Below are 18,586 nucleotides of genomic sequence, written 5' to 3'. Positions count from 1 at the left end.
CGAACGGGTACGCGTTGAGAGCATCAGTCCTCGCTGTCGCTTTCGTCTTCCGGCGTCTCGGCCATCGCTTCTGCATCGGCGTAAGCGGCCTCGACCAGCAGGTCGCGCTGCGCCTCGCAGCCGGCATCGTTCAGCATCGAGAACACCGCCGTCGCGTCGTCGGTCGGCACTTGCGGCAGAACACGGGTGATGATCGTCACCGGCGCCTCGCCCGGCATTTCAAGCGTGTAGGTCGCATTGTCGACGACCGCCAGATCCTGCGGCCAGAGCTTGAGCGCGCTGCCGCGCTTCCACGCGATGTCGGACGAACCCGCCTGGCCCGTTACCTTGCCGGTCACCGCCTCGACACGGTCGGGCCGCCAGAAGACCAGCCGTGCCGGATCTGCGACGCACCACGTACCGCCCTTCGTGCTGTCGATCTGCCAGATGTTGGTCGGGCCGGTGTGCGTCGCCGAAGCCGCACCGCTGCCGGCGCCGCGCACGGCCCCGGTCCGCGCCCGCGCACCCGTCCCGCCCGAAACCAGATCGGCCACCCGCTGCGAGCCGGTACGGTCGCGCACGACCGCGCCGTCCAGCTTGATCTTGCCCGGACCGCGCAGGACGCGCGTGCCCGCCTTGTCGAGCACGGTGACGACGTCGCCCGACTTCAGCACGATCTCGCTGTTAGCGGCCAGCTTCTTGCCGGCCGGATAGGTCTTGGAGGACGGCCCCGTTGCGCGAAGGACCACGGACTGCGCTGCGGCAACCGATGCCGTTCCCAGCACCGAGAGAGCGGCGACCGCTCCCAGAAGGCCGCGCGTAAGCTTGCGCTCAACCAAGGACATAACTTTCTCCTCCACTTGTCTGCCGCAGCCTTTGTACAAGGTTGTGCAGCGAACGTATTCCCAGCGGTGACGGGCCGGTCGGCCCTTCTGCCTGCGCGACATCGCCTGCCGCAGTTTCCCTTTGTCCGATTCGGCCCAGTTCGTCTGTGAAGCGGTTCACAGCATCGACATCGCCATCGGCATGTGCCGCGACAAGTGCGGCGATTGCCGCGCGATCTTCCACGCTGGCATCGGGGCGCGGTTCGTAGATCTCGACCGGGGTTGAACGTCCCCTCAGCGTCACACGGCCCATCGGCACGAACCAGTCGATGATGTCCGACGTTCGCAGATTTTCGACCACTTCGGCGCTGGCCAGCACCGTCGTGTCGAGTGCCTTGTTCGCCGCTTCCAGCCGGGCCGCGGTGTTCATCGCGTCGCCGAGCGCAGTGTACTGGATACGCCCCTCTCCGCCAAAATTGCCGACGATCGCCTCGCCATAGTGGAGCCCGACGCGCGTACGACCGATCGGTGGCACGCCTTCGGGCACGGCCTTGCGAAATTCCTCACCCGCCTCGTACATCGCCCAGGCCGCCATCGCGGCGCGGTAGCCGTCGTCGGGCTTCGCGATCGGCGCGCCCCAGAAGGCGACGACCGCATCGCCGACGAACTTGTCGAGCGTGCCGCCATATTTCAGCACCACCGCCGAAAGCCGGTCGAGATAGTCGTTCAGCAGACTGGCGATGACCTCAGGTTCGACCGCGTGAGTCAGCTTGGTAAAGCCTTCAAGGTCGGTGAAAACGCAATAGATCTCGCGCTTCTCGCCGTGCAGCTGCAGGCGCTCTGGATTGCGCAGGATTTCGCCCGCGACCGATTTCGGCAGATATTTGCCCAGCGCGCCAGTCGCGAATTCACGCTCTGCCTGGCCGATAAACCGCAGGGCCGAGGCCACCGCGAGATAGCCCAGCAACCATCCGCCGACCCACCCGATCGAGGGCAGATCGTAAGTGTTGTAGCCCCACTTCTCGAATAGAAACGGGAGGACGAGAAAGATCGAGAACTGCAGGATCATGGCGAGCCCGATTGCCGGACCGCCACCTTGCGGCGCAGCGCTGGCCGCGCCCATAGTGACCGCGAGGATGGCCAGCAGCCAGATCAGCCACTTCGACAGAACCATCGGCATTTCGCGGTCGAGCAATTGCGCCAGCATCTGGGCGTGGATCTCGACCCCGATGGTCTGCGACTCGCCCGTCACGGGATTGCCGGTCCGCGTAAACGGCGTATCGAACTGGTCGAAATCGGCAAAGTCCCCGCCGATCATGACGTATCGGTCGGCGATGAGATCGGCCATGAACTCCGCCGTTGCCGGATCTGCCAGGATATCGATCGGCACCTTGTCGAAAACGGGCCGGTCGGAACTCATCGGAACGCGGTAGCGGATGGGGCCGGTATAGCCTTCAAACCCCGGTGCCGCGTCCGGACCGCCCTGCGTCAGCGCAAGGCTCATCAGCGGCGGCAGCGATGCGTAGTGACGCGGCCAGCGGCGTGCGACGCCGTCGCTGTCGGTTTCGAGAAGAATAGAGGTCGAGCGCACGACATCGGACTGCACTTCCCCGTGCCACGCATCGAGATCCTGCTGCTGCTCGAACGTGATCGCCTCGGGGTTGGTCCTGTTCGTCGCATAGGCGAGCCACAGCGGCGTCTTCATCTCGGACATGACCTGCTGCAGCAGCGGATCGTCGTCCTGCGGGGAATCGAACAGGACGTCGATGCCGATCCCGCGCGCGCCCATCTTGTCGATATTGGCCAGCGCTTCGGCCAGCACGGTACGGTCCACCGGCGAAATCTGGCCTCGGGCGCGGTTGGTGTCGTCGGTATAGACGACAAGCACGATGCGCTGGTCGGTATCTACCGCCTTTGCCGCGGTCACCGCACGGACGTCGTACAGGGCACGCTCCGCATCGCGCAGCAGCGGGAGTTTCCAGCTGCCGAACGCGATGATGACGCCGATCACCATCAGCAGGACCGCGATCACGACACGCGTCGAGCCGAGCTGGCGCAACGTGCGGCCCAAGGACCGCCGCACCCGCGTTTCGCCCGTCGATGTCTGCGTATCCGGCATCGTGCCCTCTCGCTCCCTTCGGATCTACGCCCTTCCCCTGTCTCAGCCGCCCAGGTTGAGCAGCGGGCGTGCCGCGTCGCCGACGATGGCAAAGCCCGACCAGTAATAGGGGTGCGAAGTCAGCGGATCGTTCATCAACGCCTGCTGTGCATCGAGCAGCGCATGGCCCAGCGTCTGGCCCTGCCCTTCGAACAGGCCCTCCATCAGCTTTGTCGTCGCCCCGAAATCGTCAGGCGCGGGCCAGTGCGAGGCCAGAACCGCGCGCCCGCCAGCACCCACAAAGCTACGCACCAGCCCGTCGAGCGCCGTGCCGCCGCCCGAACCGAGACCCGCCGCGCGCGTCGTTGCAACGTCGGCCGCAGCCGCCGTGTCGCAGGCGGAGAGGATCACGAGATCGGCATCGAGCTTCAGGTCAAAGATTTCCGAGAAGCTCAGAAGACCATCGGAGTCTTCGCCGCCGAAGCTGGTCAACAGCGCAGGACGCGTCGGACAGCTCGGCCCCGGAGGCGTGACGAGGCCGTGCGTCGCGAAATGCAGGATGCGGAAGTTCGACAGGTCCTCGCGCGACTTGATCGCGGTGTCGGTGAAGTCCGCCCCCGTCATCAGATCGGTGCCGCCGCCGACCAGCGTCGTAGCGGTCAGCAGTTCGGCGGCTGAGATCGGGTTGTTCCATTCCGCCAGCGGCCATTCGCAATCCTGCGCGGTAACGCCCGACGATCCGCGAATGCCGGTATGTCCTGCAGGCGTATCGCCCACGGTCGCATTGCTGCCCATGCCGAGGTAGCTTTGCGGCGCGTCTGAAGACGGCAGCGAGCGCGCATCGGCAAAGGCGCGCGCCGACACCGCGGTAGAGATCATGCGGTCGCGGCCCATCCAGTCGATCATCGTCACGTCGAACGGATCGGCGTCGGGCGCCTCCATCGCGACGACATATTCCTGCACCGTGTCACCGTCGGCGATCAGCAGGTTGGCGGGCAGTTGCAGCATCGCGCCGTCGGGCTCGAAGATCACGTGGCTCGCCCCCTTGATCCGGCCCGAAACCGGCCCGAAAAGCGCGACGTAAAGCTCGCGCGCGCCTTCTACGTCGAATGGCGCGGTGAGGTAGAGTCCATCCTCGAACTTCGAGATCGTGTCGCGGATTTCGCGCACCTTGGTCGCCATGGCGCGGCTACTTATTCCCGCGCGGTATCCAGTCGCGAAATCGGTACCTGCGACATAAACGAAGACATCGTCTTCCAGCACCGCGATCTTGGCATAGACCTCGCCCGGCGACAGCACCTTCTGAAGCTCGCCCTCACCGATGTGGCGCTGTGCGACGGCGCGGTACCGGGAATAGTAGTTGAGCGCGACGGTCGTATTCTGCGCCTGCTCTTCCAGCTTGGCGAGCTCGCGCTCCACCGCGCGGAGCTGCTGCGGACGGGCATCGGCGCCATCCAGCCGGGCCAGCGCCGCACGTTCCACCCGCAGACGTTCGAGCGAGCGGTTGAGGCTCACCGACTGACGGAACAGGCGCGCGGCCTCATCATCGCCGGCCGAAAGTTCGCGGGCCAGCACCGCCTGCGTATCGGCGACACCGGGGCGCATCAGGATCTGCGCGGCGGCAAGGAAATCGGCCGAAGCGGCAGGATCGGTGGTCATACGCGCGGCGAGAATGTCGAACCAGGGCGACATCTGTCCGGCAAGTCCGGTCAGGCCATCAGTACGTTCGAGCGAACGGTCCACGATCTCGCGGTATAGCGCCGAAGCCTCGGGCACGCGGCCATGCCGCGCGTAGAACGCAGCCAGCTGCGCCTGTGCGGCGGCGAGGCTGCGCGTTTCGGGATACTGAACCGCGATCATCGAGACCGCCGAATCCAGCAGGCTTTCCGCCCGCCCGAAATCGCCGCGATCCTCGGCCATGCGGGCCAGTTGCGAAAGGATCTGGCCGCGCATGCGGATGATCGACACGACCCGCCCGTTGCGCACGCCGACCACGCGGCGCTGGGCAAGATTGAGCGCGGCTTCCGCTTCTGCCGTCTGGCCAAGGTAATAGAGCGCCGAACCACGCAAGTGATCCGCCTGCGCGTCGAGGATCGTCGCGTGCTCCACCTCGGTCAGCTTCAGATCGTCGACGACGCCCAGCGCCTCGAGGATCGGATCGCCCGCGTTGATGCGGCTGGTCAGCGGCGGCGTGAGCGTCAGGTCCTGCCGAAGCTGCTGCCCCCCAGGCGCGATCGACACGCGCAAGGGACGGGCCAGCCGTTCGATCGCGGCGGCGTATTCGCCGCGATTAAGCTGATGGATCGCCTCGAAATTACGCAGCTTGCGCTCGGTAATCGGGTCGGTCGCGGGCAAGGCATCGGCCTGCGAGAACAAGATTTCCGCCTCGGTAAATTGGCCAAGGTTCGACCGCTGCAGCGCGGTATTGGCAAGATATTCCGTCTGCGAAGCGCCGACCGCGTCAGTATCGCGCATGCCGAGTTGTTCGAAGAATGCCGCCGCATCGGCATAGTCGCCCGCATTGTTGCGACGATACCCTTCGGCCAGCGCTGCGCGCGGGTCCAGCGTCTGGGCCTGGATTCGGGCGAAAGCCTCGCTATCGGCGACCGAGGCCGTGGCCACGGTGACCTCGCCGGGGACCAGACGATCCTCCAACAGCGATTTCAGCGCGAGTTCGAGCGCGCTTTCGTAGGCGGTATAACCTTCCGCCACCCACTTCGCCTTGCCGTCGCCCAGCGTCACGACCGTATAGGGAAGACCTGTCCGCGAGCCTAGGCACTGCCGCTGCGTAGCGCCGTCGACAAGAGTCGAAGGCACTTCGGGCGTGCCTTCGGGGCAAGTGAATTCCTTGCGATTGGCGGCGATGCGCGAAATCGCGTCATCGCCGCGAAGGGCGTAGATGCGCGCCACGGGAAGCGCGGTATCGCGGCACACGACGGCCCATGCGCGGTCGAACGGGTTGGCAAGCAGCGGACTGTCACCGCGACTTTGCACCTGGCAAAGCGCCTCTGCGCCCGATCCTACCGGAAAACTGTCGGCCAAAAGCGGCGAAGAATGCGCCATGGCGGGCTGGGCCGAGGCGATAGCCCCAGCCAGCGCGAATCCCGCACGAACGGACCAACGGCCGAAAAGCGACTTGTCGCTTCGCATCTAGTATCCCCCACAATACAGGTCTCTCCGCGCATACGGTGGTTAACACCGAAATCGCGGCAGGGCTCTCCCGTAGCCCGACCTTCCCATCCGACTCTGTGACACCTAGCACAGTGAACAGCCGAAAGTGCCCTGTTATGTTACATTAAACGGGGAAAGACGCGGCAAAATTGCCTATTCGCTGAGAAAGCGCACCTGTTCGTCAAGCGGCACGCGGGTGCGTTCGAACCGGTTCAGCGGAACCGAGTGGTCGCCATATCCGATGGCGATGCCGCAAAAGAGGATCTGCTCCTCGTCCGAAACGCCGATGTGCTGCTTGATGAGCCGCGCGTAGAGCGCCATCCATTCCTGCGGACAAGTGTCGAGCCCTTCTTCGCGGCACAGCAGCATTATCGTCTGAAGCCACATTCCGACATCCGACCACTGCGGCGGACCCATCAGGCGTTCGAAATGGACCATCAGAACGACCGGCGCGCCGAAAGAATAGATGTTCTGGCGGGCAAAGTCGGCGCGGCCTTCCTTGTCGGCCCGCTCGATCTCCATCGCGCCATAGAACTGCGCGCCCAGTTCCTGCAGCCGTCTCAGGTGGATTTCGGACTTTTCAGGCTCCGACCACGAATATTCGATCGGGTCCTGCGGCTCGCTTGCCGCCATCGCGTCCTGCACTTCGCGCAGTTTCGCGCCCGAAAGCACGGTGCCGCGCCAAGGCTGAAAGTTGCAGCCTGACGGCGCCATGCGGGCGCGGTCGAGAATGGAGCGAACGAGGTCCAGGTCGACCGGCTTGCCCAGAAACGCGCGGACCGACCGGCGGCTTGCGACCGCTTCACTCACGTTCATTTCGTGTCGTCTTCGAAAAGACCGGCAAGCTGTTCGATCATCGTGCCGCCAAGCTGCTCGACATCCATGATAGTAACCGCACGGCGGTAATAGCGGGTGACGTCATGCCCGATACCGATGGCGACAAGCTGGACCGGGCTTTTCTTCTCGATCCACTCGATCACCTTGCGCAGGTGCTGTTCCAGATAGCCCGCATTGTTGACCGACAGCGTCGAATCGTCGACCGGCGCACCGTCGGAAATCACCATCAGGATACGGCGATCCTCTGGCCGGGCCAGCATCCGCGAATGCGCCCACATCAGCGCCTCGCCGTCGATGTTTTCCTTCAGCAGCCCTTCGCGCATCATCAGGCCGAGATTCCGGCGCGCCCGGCGCCATGGCTCGTCCGCCTGCTTGTAAACGATATGGCGAAGATCGTTGAGGCGGCCCGGGTTCTGGGGCTTGCCCTTAGACAGCCACTGCTCCCGGCTCTGCCCGCCCTTCCAGGCGCGGGTGGTGAAGCCCAGCACCTCCGTCTTCACGCCGCAGCGTTCGAGCGTACGGGCCAGAACGTCCGCGCTGATCGCCGCGATCGAGATCGGCCGCCCGCGCATCGAGCCCGAGTTGTCGATCAAAAGCGTGACGATCGTGTCCTTGAATTCCTGGTCCCGCTCGATCTTGTAGGACAGCGAGTGGCCGGGCGAGATCACCACGCGGGCCAGCCGCGCGGCATCGAGCAGGCCTTCTTCCTGGTCGAAGTCCCACGACCGGTTCTGCTGCGCCATCAACCGGCGCTGCAGCCGGTTGGCTAGTTTCGTGACGACGCCCTGAAGACCTTTGAGTTGCGCATCCAGATACGTGCGCAGACGGGTCAGTTCTTCTTCGTCGCACAAGTCCGCCGCCCTGACGATTTCGTCGAAATCGGTGGTGAAGGCGCGATAGTCGAAGTCGTCGGGAATCTCGGTCCACGGGCGGTTGGGCCGGACCGGCATCATGCCCTCCTGATCGCCCTCGCCCGGTTCGTAGTCGCTGTCGCCGTCCTCGCCCTCGGCCTCGCCGTCCTCGCTCTCGCTTTCGCCTTCGGGATTTTCGGTTGGGGCCGCTTCCATGCGGGCATCGGAATCGCTGGGCTGCTCTTCCTCCTTCTCGCTCTCGGTCTCGTCCTCGCCTTCAGGCTCGTCGCCGCTATCGTCTTCGGAAGCGTCCTCAGGTTCGCTCGCCACGAGTTCGAGATGTTCGAGAAGGCCCAGCATCTTGCGCGAAAAAGCCTGCTGATCGTCCAGCACTTCGGCAAGCTGCGCGAAATCGTCGCCGATTGCACCTTCGATACCGGCACGGCGCAGTTCAAGTCCCGCCAGCGTGTTTTCGGGCGGTGCTTCGCCGGTCAGCGCCTCGCGCGCCAGAAGGGCAAGTGCCGTGGCAAGTGGCACGTCCTCGCGCTTGTCGGCGCGCAGGATCGGATCGCTGGCCAGACGGCGGTCAAGCGCGGCGGCAAGGTTGGCGCGCGTGCCCTGCATGGCATTCGCGCCCAGCGCCTCGTACCGGACCTGTTCCAGCGTATCGTAAACCTGCCCCGCGATAGGTTCGACGGGGCGCGATCTGCGGTGCAGCGCGGCGTTGTGGTGCCGCGTCTTGAGCGCGAAACTGTCGGCCACCCCGCGCGCAGCGGCAACGGGGCCTGCCTCCAGCTTACGGCCCGGCATGGGTACACGAACGACGTGGCCTGCCTGGTTCGGGCTTTCCGAAGTCCAGTTGATCTCAAGCTCCGCCTCACGCGAAACGGCGCGCGACGCCGCGGTCAGCGCGGAGCGGAACTTGTCGAGAGGGGACTGGTCGGCCAAATTGCGGCTTTCGCTATCTTAGATGATAGACTGGCCGGTCTTGGCCCAATCGGCCATGAAACCTTCGATACCCTTGTCGGTCAGCACGTGCTTGACGAGGTTCTTGATGACGGCGGGGGGCGCGGTCATCACGTCGGCGCCGATGCGTGCCGATTCAAGAACGTGCGTGACGTGTCGCACCGACGCGACGAGGATTTCGGTCTCGAACGCATAATTGTCGTAGATCAGGCGAATGTCGCGGATGAGGTCCATGCCGTCCACGCCGTTGTCGTCGTGACGGCCCACGAAAGGCGACACGAACGTTGCGCCGGCCTTGGCGGCAAGCAGCGCCTGATTGCCCGAAAAGCACAGCGTGACGTTGACCATCGTGCCGTCCGACGTCAGCGCCTTGCACGTTTTCAGGCCGTCGATCGTCAGCGGAACCTTGATGCAGACATTGTCCGCGATCTTCCGCAGGACTTCGGCTTCCTTCATCATCGTCTCGTGATCGAGAGCAACGACTTCGGCGCTGACCGGACCGTCGACGATGTCGCAGATTTCCTTCGTCACTTCCATGAAGTTACGACCCGACTTCGCGATGAGCGAGGGGTTGGTGGTGACGCCGTCGAGCAGGCCGGTCGCGGCCAGGTCCTTGATGTCGGCGATTTCGGCGGTGTCGGCGAAGAATTTCATGGGTGCGCTCGCTAGTTTCTGGCTGGCATCGCGGCCCGTTCGGCGTTGTTGAGCCGGACGAGCGCGATGACCCGATTGATCGGTGCCTGCCTTGCCGCCGCATGGGCGACATTGCAACCGGCAAGCGTGCCAGTTTGCGAAGTTTAGATCGGATCGGCCCCGTCAGGCGACGCCGAACACGCCGATCAGGACCGGATCGTTGGTAGAGCGCGGGTTCTCGCGGATATATGCCTCTTCGTTGCCCATTTCGGTCCAGATCGTCTCTTCCGCCACATCGGTCAGACCGTAAACGACGTTCTGCAGGTTCGATCCTGCCAGTGCCGAAAGCGCAGGGCCGACGACCGGATCGGAGACGAGATCGAGCGCATCACCGATTTCGGGCACCATGACCTCTACCAGACGCTGCCCCATGTTGTTTCGCAGGAAGCTGGTCGCCGCTGTCGGCTGGCCGGTGATAAGCGCGGCGGCGTTCTGGATACCGACCATGCGGATCGTATCTGCAACGACGGGCGCCGCGCGCTCCGCGCCAGAGGCGGCAACGTCGGCGAGGCCGCGGAACAGGCGGTCCTTCACGATGCCCGAAGTCAGGATCGAAGACAGGATACCCCCGCGCGCGCCAAGGAACTGGTCAAGCTGAAGCCGTGCTACCTGGCTTTCGTAGAAGCCGTTTTCGGCCAGCAAGCGATCGAACGTGCGGGTCGAGGACAGGGTCAGCAATCGGCGGATCGCCTCGGTAAAGCTGAAGCCGCCATAGGATGCACAGCCCGGCAGGGTCAGGGCGGCGGCGGACAGGCCGAGACCGCCGAGAAAGGCGCGGCGGCTGGACGGGGGGGACAGATTCATGACGACAACTCCTGTTGGGGCGATGCGCCGGGGTGTCGCAAGCCACGGCAGCGCCCATATAGAAGGCACCTCATGAACCGCGTCCGACTCCTCGTACTCAATGCAGCGCTCGGCCCGCTCGACTATCGCGTGCCCGACGACCTGCACGTCGAACCCGGCAGCGTCGTCGTCGCGCCGCTGGGGCCGAGGCAAGTGCTCGGGATTGCTTGGGAAAGCGAACGGTTGCCGGGCACCGAAGTTCCGGATGCGCGCCTGCGCCCCATTTTGGATGTCCTGCCCGTCCCGCCGCTGCGTGCCCCCTTGCGGCGGCTGATCGAGTGGACGGCGGACTACTATTGCGCCGCGATGGCAAGCGTTGCGCGCATGAGCCTGTCGTCCAGCGCTGCGCTGCGCGGCGGGGGCACGATCACCGAATACCGGCTGACCGGCGTGATGCCTTCGCGCCTCACGCCGCAGCGCGACGCGGCGATCTCGGCGCTGGACGGCGAACAGGGCACGATCCGCGAACTCGCCGACCTTGCCGGCGTGTCCGAGGCCGTGCTGCGCGGGCTGGTCAATGCAGGCGTGATGGAGCCTGTCGTCGTCGACATCGACCGCGCCTATCCGCCCGCCGATCCCGATCACGCGGTGCCGACCCTGTCGGACCTGCAGACGGGCGTCGCGGACCGTTTCGTTGACGCGGTGAAGGCGCGCAAGTTCGCGCCCTTCCTGCTCGACGGGGTGACCGGTTCAGGAAAGACCGAGACCTATTTCGAAGCCGTTTCCGAGGCGCTGCGCATGGGGCGGCAAGTGCTGGTCCTCCTGCCGGAAATCGCGCTGACCGAGAATTTCCTCAAACGCTTCGAAAGCCGCTTCGGCGTGCCGCCCGTCGTCTGGCATTCCAGTCAGAAACAGTCCGAACGCCGCCGCGCATGGCGGCAAGTGGCCGAAGGCGGCGCGCAAGTCGTTGTGGGCGCAAGATCGGCGCTGTTCCTGCCCTATGCGAACCTGGGCCTCATTATCGTCGACGAGGCGCACGAGGTCAGTTTCAAGCAGGACGACGGCGTGCGTTACAACGCTCGCGACGTAGCCGTGATGCGCGGGCGGTTCGAACAGATCCCGGTCGTGCTGGCATCGGCCACGCCTGCGCTCGAAAGCCTGCAGATGGCAGAGGCGGGCGTTTACGAAAAAGTCGACCTGCCCAGCCGTTTTGGCGAGGCATCGCTCCCCGAGATTGCGGTCGTGGACCTTCGCGAACAGGTCCCGCCGCGCGGCCGCTGGCTGGCCCCGCCGCTGGTGCAGGGCATCGAGGAGCGGCTGGAGCGGGGCGAGCAGTCGCTGCTTTTCCTCAACCGCCGCGGCTATGCCCCGCTGACGCTGTGCCGCAATTGCGGGTTCCGTTTCCAGTGCCCGAACTGCTCGGCATGGCTGGTCGAACATCGCCTGTCGAAGCGGCTGGCCTGCCATCATTGCGGCCACGAAGTCCCCTCGCCCTCGCAATGTCCCGAATGCGGCGAGGCAGACTGCCTTACCGCTTGCGGCCCGGGTGTCGAACGTATCGCCGACGAAGTCGCGCAGATCTTTCCCGATGCGCGCACCGCCGTCGTCACCAGCGACACCCTGTCGAACCCCGAGAAGATCGCCGCTTTCGTCGATGCAGCCGAAAGCGGGGCGATCGACGTGATCGTAGGCACCCAGCTCGTTACCAAGGGTTATCACTTCCCCGAACTGACGCTGGTAGGCGTTGTCGATGCCGATCTCGGTCTTGAGGGCGGCGACTTGCGTGCGGCGGAACGGTCATACCAGCAGATCGCACAAGTCGCGGGCCGCGCTGGCCGCGCATCCAAACCCGGCGAAGTCATGATCCAGACGCGCCATCCCGATGCGCCCGTCATCGCCGCTCTGGCCGCTGGCGACCGCGATGCCTTTTATGCCGCCGAAACCGATGCCCGCCGCCACGCGGGTGCCCCGCCTTTCGGACGCTGGGCCGCAATCATCGTGTCGAGCGAGGAGGAGGCCGAAGCGCGCGAGGCAGCGCAGAACATCGGTCGCGCCGCCCCGCGGCTGGACGATCTGGCCGTATTCGGCCCTGCGCCTGCCCCGCTGTCGCTGCTTCGCGGGCGATATCGCTATCGCCTGCTGATCAATGCCCGGCGCAGCGCAGCGCTACAGCAGACGATCCGCGAATGGCTCCATCCGATGGAGTTTGCGCCGGGGGTTCGCATAGGGGTCGACATCGATCCATACAGTTTCGTATGAAATCGCTTCATCGCCGGTACAGGGCACTTGGGCCATGGCCCGGCGACAAGGGGATTGGTTCAACATCGGTAGGCCCTGTTCGGAACGAACCGGCGGGCCGAGAGAGGGGTTCATGAATAAAGTTCTGGGTCGCATCCGCAACACTCTGGCCGCAACGGCCGCCATCGCCGCGCTGGCGGCATCGCCGGCGCACGCCGAATGGTGGAAGGCCGAAACCGACCACTTCATCATCTATTCCGAGGATTCCAGGGAAGATACCGAGGAATTTGCCCGCGAACTCGAACGATTCGACAACGCACTGCGCACGATTCAGGCGCTTCCGATCAAGCCGGAAGAGGAGCTGAGCGACGCGAACAAGGTCACGATCTTCCGCGAAGGCCGCGTGTCGGGCATCGCCAAGCTGGCCGGTGCGCCCGGTTCGGGCATCGCGGGCTTCTACATCCCGCGCGCAGGTGCCCCTGTCGCCTTTACGCCGGTGCAGGAAAACATCGCCGACATCCGCTCGATCCGCCAGCGCGCCCGCAACACCGAGGCGGAAATGGACCCGCGCTCGATCTTGCAGCACGAATACGTCCACCACTTCATGCTGCAGACATTCCCGGCCACGTATCCCGACTGGTACATCGAGGCCTTTGCCGAGCTTTACGCGACGATCGAGCTTTACGAGGACGGCACGTTCCACCTCGGCAATCCGCCGCAGTATCGCTCGTTCCAGATCTACAACCTTCGCAGCTTCCCGCTGAAGCAGATGTTCGACCAGAACCATGAACGTTCGGGCCTCGACCGCCTGCAGTTTTACGGCACCGGCTGGATGGTCGCCCACTACCTCAGCTTCAATCCAGAACGTCGTCCGCAGCTGTTCCAGTACCTGAAGGCCATCGGCGAAGGTCAGGACGGCCTGACCGCCGCCAAGGCCGCATTCGGCGATCTCGACAAGCTGCAGGACGAAGTCGACGCCTACAAGCGCGAGGCGAAGCTGGGCAAGCTGCCGGGCTTCGACATCAAGCCTGCCGACTATGTCGCCCCTGCCGTCGCGATGCGCGAACTGACAGCGGCCGAAGAATCGGTCATCAACCTCTACATGCGTTCCAAGCGCGGAGTGGACCGGAAAGACGCCAAGGAAGTCGCCAGCGGGATCGAGGCCAAGGCTGCGGAGTACCCCGAAAGCCTCTTCGTGCAGCTTGCCGCTGCCGAAGCGTTCGTCGACGCGCGCCGCTACGACGATGCCGATCGCGCCGTGGACCGTGCGCTCGCTCTCGATCCGAACTCGTCGCAGGCGTGGTTGTTCAAGGCCAAGTCGATCATGGGCCGCGCCGAGTACGAGGCCAAGGACATGGCGATGTACGCCGATGCGCGTGCACCGCTGGCCAAGGCGACCGAACTTGATCCGCAGAACCCGGAACCGCTGATCCTCTATTACGAGACTTATCGCCGCGCCGGTGAAGCGCCGAGCGAGAACGCGATCATCGCGCTGGAATCGGTGTTCGAGAGTGCGGCTTTCGACGCGGCCTATCGCATGATCCTCGCTCGCCAGCTGCTGATCGAACTGAAGGGCCCGCTCGCCAAGACGGTGCTGGCCCCGATCGCCTTCAGCTTCCACGGCGACCAGGAAAACAACAAGCTGGGCCAGGTCATCGACCTGATCGACGAGCAGAAGAACGAGGAAGCTCGCGACAAGCTCATCGAGATCATGGACGAGGCCGAACAGAAGGCCAAGGAATCCTGATCGGCTGACAGCGTTCCGAACGCCCATCGACGGGGCCGGGACACCTTGGGCACGCTCGTGCGTTGCCAAGGACATGCCCGGCCCCCTTCTCGTACCCGTCCTTGGCGACCAGCTGACCCGTGACCTTGCCAGCCTCAGGGGCCGGACGAAAAAGGACACGGTGATCCTTGATGATGGAAGTCGCCGACGAGACGACTTACGTCAAACACCACAAGGCCAAGATCGTCCTGATCCTGTCGGCCATGCGCCACTTTGCTGCCGAATTGCGCGATGCGGGCTGGACGGTCGACTACATCGCGCTGGAAGACGGCGGCAATTCCGGCTCGTTCACCGGCGAGATTTCCCGCGCGGTCGATCGCCACGGCGCGAGCGAGGTCCGCGTGGTCGAACCTGGCGAATGGCGCGTTCTGAAATCGCTGGAAGGGCTGAAGGGACCGCTGTCCGTCCCGCTCGAAATCCTGCCCGACGACCGTTTCGTCTGTTCGCTGAACGATTTCTATACCTGGGCGCAATCGCGCGACACGCTGCGGATGGAGAACTTCTACCGCGAGATGCGGCGCAAGACCGGCCTCTTGATGGACGGCGACGAACCCGAAGGCGGCCAGTGGAATTATGACCACGACAACCGCGCCTCGCCCGACAAGGACATTGCCCCGCCGCCCGCACCCAGGTTTGCGCCCGACGGTGTGACCGGCGAGGTCATCGAAATGGTCGAGCGCCGCTTTGCCGACCATTTCGGCAGCCTCGACCACTTCGGCTGGCCCGTGACATCGGATCAGGCGGAAGAAGCTTTGGACGCCTTTATCGAACAGCGCCTGCCCGACTTCGGCACGTATCAGGACGCGATGGTCCACGGGTCCGACGACCTGTTCCACTCGCTGCTCTCGACCTCGATCAACCTCGGCATTCTGGACCCGGTCGAATGTTGCCGCCGCGCCGAGCAGGCGTTTCGCGACGGCAAGGCCCCGATCAACGCGGTCGAAGGCTTCATCCGCCAGATCATCGGCTGGCGCGAATATATCCGCGGGATGTACTGGCTGGAGATGCCCGAACTGGCAGAGGCCAATGCGCTGAAGGCCACGCGCCCCCTGCCCGAGTTCTACTGGACCGGCGATACCGACATGCGCTGCATGGCCGACTGCGTGCGATCGACCCGCGAAAGCGCGCATGCACATCATATCCAGCGGCTCATGGTGCTCGGCAATTTCGCGCTGATCGCGGGCGTGAAGCCGCAGGAGGTCGAGGACTGGTTCCTCGTCGTCTATGCCGATGCCTACGAATGGGTCGAACTGCCCAACGTCGCAGCCATGGCACTTTGGGCCGACAAGGGCCGCCTTGCCTCCAAGCCTTATGCGGCGAGCGGCAACTACATCAACAAGATGAGCGATTACTGCGGCGACTGCGCCTACTCGGTTTCGAAGAAGACCGGCGAAGGTGCGTGCCCTTTCAACCCGCTCTACTGGGACTTCCTCGTCCGCAACCGCAAGCTGCTGGAATCGAACCACCGCATCGGGCGGGCATACGCAACATGGGACCGGATGAAGCCAGACAAGCAGCAGGCCTATCTCGATAGCGCAAAGGCAGTGCTCGACGGCCTGAAACCTGCCAGCCGTGGATGGGCGCGCGACTAGTTCTTGATCGCCTTCGCCTGATCGGCAAGATATCCCGAGGGAATTGAGGGTCGCAAAAATGCATCGAATTCAGGGATTTCTTCTCGCGGCGACGGCTGCGCTCGGCCTCGCATCGCCTGCCGCTGCCGAATGGCACAAGGCGGAGACCGAAAATTTCGTCATATACTCCGAAGGCAAGGAAGACCGCGTCCGCGCCTTTGCGCGTGAACTCGAACTCTTCGACGCGCTGCTGCACCAGCTCCACGGTATCGAACCGTCGGGCAATCCGAACCGCCCGACGATCTACCTCGTCGACAGCTACCGCGATGTCGAAAAGCTTTCGTGGAGCGGGGTCGGCGGGTTCTATACCGCGGACGAATACGGCACTTACGCCGTGGGCCAGAATTCGCGGATCAAGACCGGCTTTCACCTGAACGGTAACGCCGTTCTCTATCACGAGTACGCGCACCACTTCATGTACCGCAACTTCAACAGCGCGGTTCCTGCATGGTATTCCGAAGCCTTTGCCGAGTTCTACTCGACCACCGTGATCGACGACGACACGATCGAGATCGGCCGCCCCGCCAACCACCGGACAGAGAGCCTGCAATATCACGACGGCGATTCGGTCGCGGATTTCCTGCTGGCCGAACGTGGGGACTACACCTCCTATTCACGCGGCTGGCTGCTGCTCCACATGCTGCAATCGGACCCGGCCTATGCGCAACGGCTGGCCCGCTATCTCGATGATTTTCGCAACGGAAAGTCGCTGAAAGAAGCGGCGCAGGCGCTGGGCGATCTGGACCAGCTGACTTATGCCGTCGGGCGGTATGGGCAGGGGAAACTGCAGTTCAGCATCATCGACACTACCGACATGCCCGCGCCGAACATCACCACTTCGGTGCCCGATCCGGTTGAGCAGGAGCTTATCTCGATCGACCTGCTGCGCCGGTCGGAGAACCTGCAGGACGAACCGATCCGTCTGCTGAAGAAGCTAGAGGCAAAGTATCCGAACGAGCCGCGCGTACACTTCGCTCTCGCCAAGGCCCACCACTCCGCCGCGACTTTCGTCGACGATATCTATGACTACGTCGAGGAACTGCGCCGCACGCTTGCCGAGCAGGAGCCCGGATCGAAGAAGATCGAGGACCTCGAAAAGGCGATCGCCTACAACCTGAAGGAATACGATCTAGGCGAAGAGTCCCGCCTGCGCGCCGAGCAGGAGGAGGCCTTTGCCGAGGCGGAGCGCGAAGTGGATTTCGCGCTGGCTGCCATGCCCGACCATCCGCGCGCCAATGCGCTGAAGGGCGAGATCCTGATGCACAAGGCCGCCAAGGGCGAAACCGAACAGTGGCGTGCCGCGCGCAGCTACCTCGTGAAGGCCAATCGCCTTGCCCCGGAAGACCCGCTGCCGCTCTATCTCTGGCACAAGGCCTATCTCGAATCCGGCGACGAGATGCCTGAGGTGGCGCACCTGGGCCTGCGCAAGGCCTATGTCCTCGCGCCCGAAAGCAAGAAAATCCGCAACGCGCTGGCCCGCGACATGGCGAAAATGGGCCAGTTTGAACCTGCGATCGCGATTGCCAAGATCTCGGCCTATTCGCCCCACGCGTGGACGACGGACCGCAAGCTTTTGAAGGACATCCGCGAGATGGCGGGGCTGCCAGAGGACGAAGGGTGATCAGCCCTCGCTTTCGCGTTTCAGCAGTTCGCGCTTGATCGCCTCACCATAGGCATAGCCTCCGATCGATCCGTCGGATCGGATCACGCGGTGACAGGGAATCAGCACCGCGACGTTGTTCGCCCCGTTCGCGCTGCCCGCCGCGCGGACGGCTTTCGGATTTCCGGCGGCTGCGGCGAGCTCGGCATAAGTCCGCGTCTCGCCGGGCGGGATCTTGCGCAGCTCGGCCCAGATCCGCTCCTGAAACGCGGTGCCCTGCACATCGAGCGGGATGTCAGACGCCATGCATGGCGTCTCGACCGCAGCGATGACCCGTGCGATGAAGTCGGCGAAATCGACCCCGCCCTGGACAAGGGCCGCGTTCGGAAAGCGGTCGCGCAAGTCCGCCTCGCCTTCGCCGAACGACAATCGGCACAAGCCCTTGTCGGTCGCGGCAGCGAGCATCGGGCCAAGGCTCGTGTCGGCGACGGCCCATCGGATCGTTACGCCCCTTCCGCCATCGGCCCATGCCGAAGGTGCCATGCCCATTCTCTCTTTCGCTTTCTCGTAAAACCGCGACGCTGCGCCGTAACCCGCCTCGTTGATCGCGCTGGTCACATGCCCGTTGCCAAGCGCCTCCTGCGCCTTTTCCATCCGCAACGCGCGGCCATAGGCGGCTGGCGTCATGCCGGTGGCGCGAGAGAATATGCGGGAGAAGTGGTCGGGCGAATATCCGACCGCTGCGGCAAGGTCGGCGAGTACAAGTCGCTCGCCCGAATCGCGGATCAACGCGATGGCCTGCTCCACCGCCTGCGAATCGCGAGCCGCCTCGTCCGGCTTGCAGCGCAGACACGGGCGGAATCCCATGGCCTCGGCAGCATCGTTCGACGCGGCGAGCCGCACGTTCTCGGGCCGAGGCCGCCGCGCGGGGCACGAAGGGCGGCAGTATATCTGTGTTGTCGTCACGCAGACGACGAAGCGCCCGTCATAGGCACGGTCGCGCCGCTCGAAGGCGTCGAGCGCCTCGCTCTCGTCGAGCGGCAAAGGGGCTGGGGTGGTCGTCATGACCTCTTCTTAACGCGGCAGCGATGCAACGCGCATCCCGAAACCTGCGGGCAAAAGAGATAAT

11 protein-coding genes and 1 pseudogene are annotated in these 18,586 nt (G+C 64.4%); 4 read left to right on the top strand and 8 right to left on the bottom strand.

What is annotated here, in order from left to right; all coding sequences use genetic code 11:
- Positions 1–23: 23 nt before the first annotated feature.
- The 7 genes from A9D15_RS13725 to A9D15_RS13695 form a co-directional block, all read right to left on the bottom strand.
- Complete coding sequence (locus A9D15_RS13725; RefSeq protein ID WP_066765881.1) at positions 24–824, bottom strand: hypothetical protein; 801 nt, start codon at positions 822–824, stop codon at positions 24–26.
- A complete protein-coding gene (locus A9D15_RS13720; RefSeq protein WP_066765879.1) occupies positions 811–2,922 on the bottom strand; it encodes an adenylate/guanylate cyclase domain-containing protein in 2,112 nt (703 codons plus the stop codon). Before A9D15_RS13720 ends, A9D15_RS13725 begins: the two co-directional genes overlap by 14 nt.
- Positions 2,923–2,964: 42 nt before the next feature.
- Positions 2,965–5,964, bottom strand: coding sequence for a CHAT domain-containing protein (locus A9D15_RS13715; RefSeq protein ID WP_066766160.1), 3,000 nt, complete (start codon positions 5,962–5,964; stop codon positions 2,965–2,967).
- 261 nt (positions 5,965–6,225) lie between these two features.
- Entirely contained in the window at positions 6,226–6,888 is a 663-nt protein-coding gene (locus A9D15_RS13710; protein WP_066765877.1) for a nitroreductase, read from the bottom strand.
- Positions 6,885–8,708, bottom strand: a complete 1,824-nt coding sequence (gene cobT / locus A9D15_RS13705) for a cobaltochelatase subunit CobT (RefSeq protein ID WP_066765875.1) — start codon at positions 8,706–8,708, stop codon at positions 6,885–6,887. The genes A9D15_RS13710 and cobT overlap by 4 nt, the downstream gene beginning before the upstream one ends.
- Before the next feature lie 18 nt (positions 8,709–8,726).
- Positions 8,727–9,380 carry a fructose-6-phosphate aldolase gene (gene fsa / locus A9D15_RS13700; protein WP_066765872.1) on the bottom strand — a complete coding sequence of 218 codons (654 nt, stop codon included), beginning with the start codon at positions 9,378–9,380 and terminating at the stop codon, positions 8,727–8,729.
- Positions 9,381–9,542: 162 nt separating this feature from the next.
- Positions 9,543–10,223, bottom strand: a complete 681-nt coding sequence (locus A9D15_RS13695) for a DUF4197 domain-containing protein (RefSeq protein WP_066765871.1) — start codon at positions 10,221–10,223, stop codon at positions 9,543–9,545.
- A 72-nt stretch (positions 10,224–10,295) separates the two neighbouring features.
- Here A9D15_RS13695 and A9D15_RS13690 point away from each other — a divergent pair, with 72 nt between their 5' ends.
- The 4 genes and pseudogenes from A9D15_RS13690 (at position 10,296) to A9D15_RS13675 (ending at position 17,478) form a co-directional block, all read left to right on the top strand.
- The gene (locus tag A9D15_RS13690; RefSeq protein WP_066765867.1) at positions 10,296–12,461 is read left to right on the top strand and encodes a primosomal protein N'; all 2,166 of its coding nucleotides are present in this window, start codon (positions 10,296–10,298) and stop codon (positions 12,459–12,461) included.
- A gap of 112 nt (positions 12,462–12,573) precedes the next feature.
- Positions 12,574–14,187 (top strand): tetratricopeptide repeat protein, encoded by a 1,614-nt coding sequence (locus A9D15_RS13685; protein ID WP_066765865.1) that lies wholly within the window; start codon positions 12,574–12,576, stop codon positions 14,185–14,187.
- A 73-nt stretch (positions 14,188–14,260) separates the two neighbouring features.
- Positions 14,261–15,818: pseudogene (locus A9D15_RS13680) on the top strand (cryptochrome/photolyase family protein).
- A gap of 58 nt (positions 15,819–15,876) precedes the next feature.
- A complete protein-coding gene (locus tag A9D15_RS13675; RefSeq protein ID WP_066765863.1) occupies positions 15,877–17,478 on the top strand; it encodes a tetratricopeptide repeat protein in 1,602 nt (533 codons plus the stop codon).
- Here A9D15_RS13675 and A9D15_RS13670 read toward each other — a convergent pair whose 3' ends face one another.
- Complete coding sequence (locus A9D15_RS13670; protein ID WP_066765861.1) at positions 17,479–18,522, bottom strand: bifunctional transcriptional activator/DNA repair enzyme AdaA; 1,044 nt, start codon at positions 18,520–18,522, stop codon at positions 17,479–17,481.
- Positions 18,523–18,586: the final 64 nt, after the last annotated feature.

Origin of the sequence: Croceicoccus pelagius (assembly GCF_001661915.1) — a bacterium.
Taxonomy (GTDB): Bacteria; Pseudomonadota; Alphaproteobacteria; order Sphingomonadales; family Sphingomonadaceae; genus Croceicoccus; species Croceicoccus pelagius.
The sequence above is the reverse complement of the archived record's forward strand: the minus strand, read 5'-3'. Positions and strand labels throughout refer to the sequence as shown.

Bases quoted from the DNA above. Each gene is read 5' to 3' on its own strand.
- A9D15_RS13725 (WP_066765881.1), bottom strand. From the start codon at position 824: ATGTCCTTGGTTGAGCGCAAGCTTACGCGCGGCCTTCTGGGAGCGGTC.
- A9D15_RS13720 (WP_066765879.1), bottom strand. From the start codon at position 2,922: ATGCCGGATACGCAGACATCGACGGGCGAAACGCGGGTGCGGCGGTCC.
- A9D15_RS13715 (WP_066766160.1), bottom strand. From the start codon at position 5,964: ATGGCGCATTCTTCGCCGCTTTTGGCCGACAGTTTTCCGGTAGGATCG.
- A9D15_RS13710 (WP_066765877.1), bottom strand. From the start codon at position 6,888: ATGAACGTGAGTGAAGCGGTCGCAAGCCGCCGGTCGGTCCGCGCGTTT.
- fsa (WP_066765872.1), bottom strand. From the start codon at position 9,380: ATGAAATTCTTCGCCGACACCGCCGAAATCGCCGACATCAAGGACCTG.
- A9D15_RS13695 (WP_066765871.1), bottom strand. From the start codon at position 10,223: ATGAATCTGTCCCCCCCGTCCAGCCGCCGCGCCTTTCTCGGCGGTCTC.
- A9D15_RS13690 (WP_066765867.1), top strand. From the start codon at position 10,296: ATGAACCGCGTCCGACTCCTCGTACTCAATGCAGCGCTCGGCCCGCTC.
- A9D15_RS13685 (WP_066765865.1), top strand. From the start codon at position 12,574: ATGAATAAAGTTCTGGGTCGCATCCGCAACACTCTGGCCGCAACGGCC.
- A9D15_RS13675 (WP_066765863.1), top strand. From the start codon at position 15,877: ATGCATCGAATTCAGGGATTTCTTCTCGCGGCGACGGCTGCGCTCGGC.
- A9D15_RS13670 (WP_066765861.1), bottom strand. From the start codon at position 18,522: ATGACGACCACCCCAGCCCCTTTGCCGCTCGACGAGAGCGAGGCGCTC.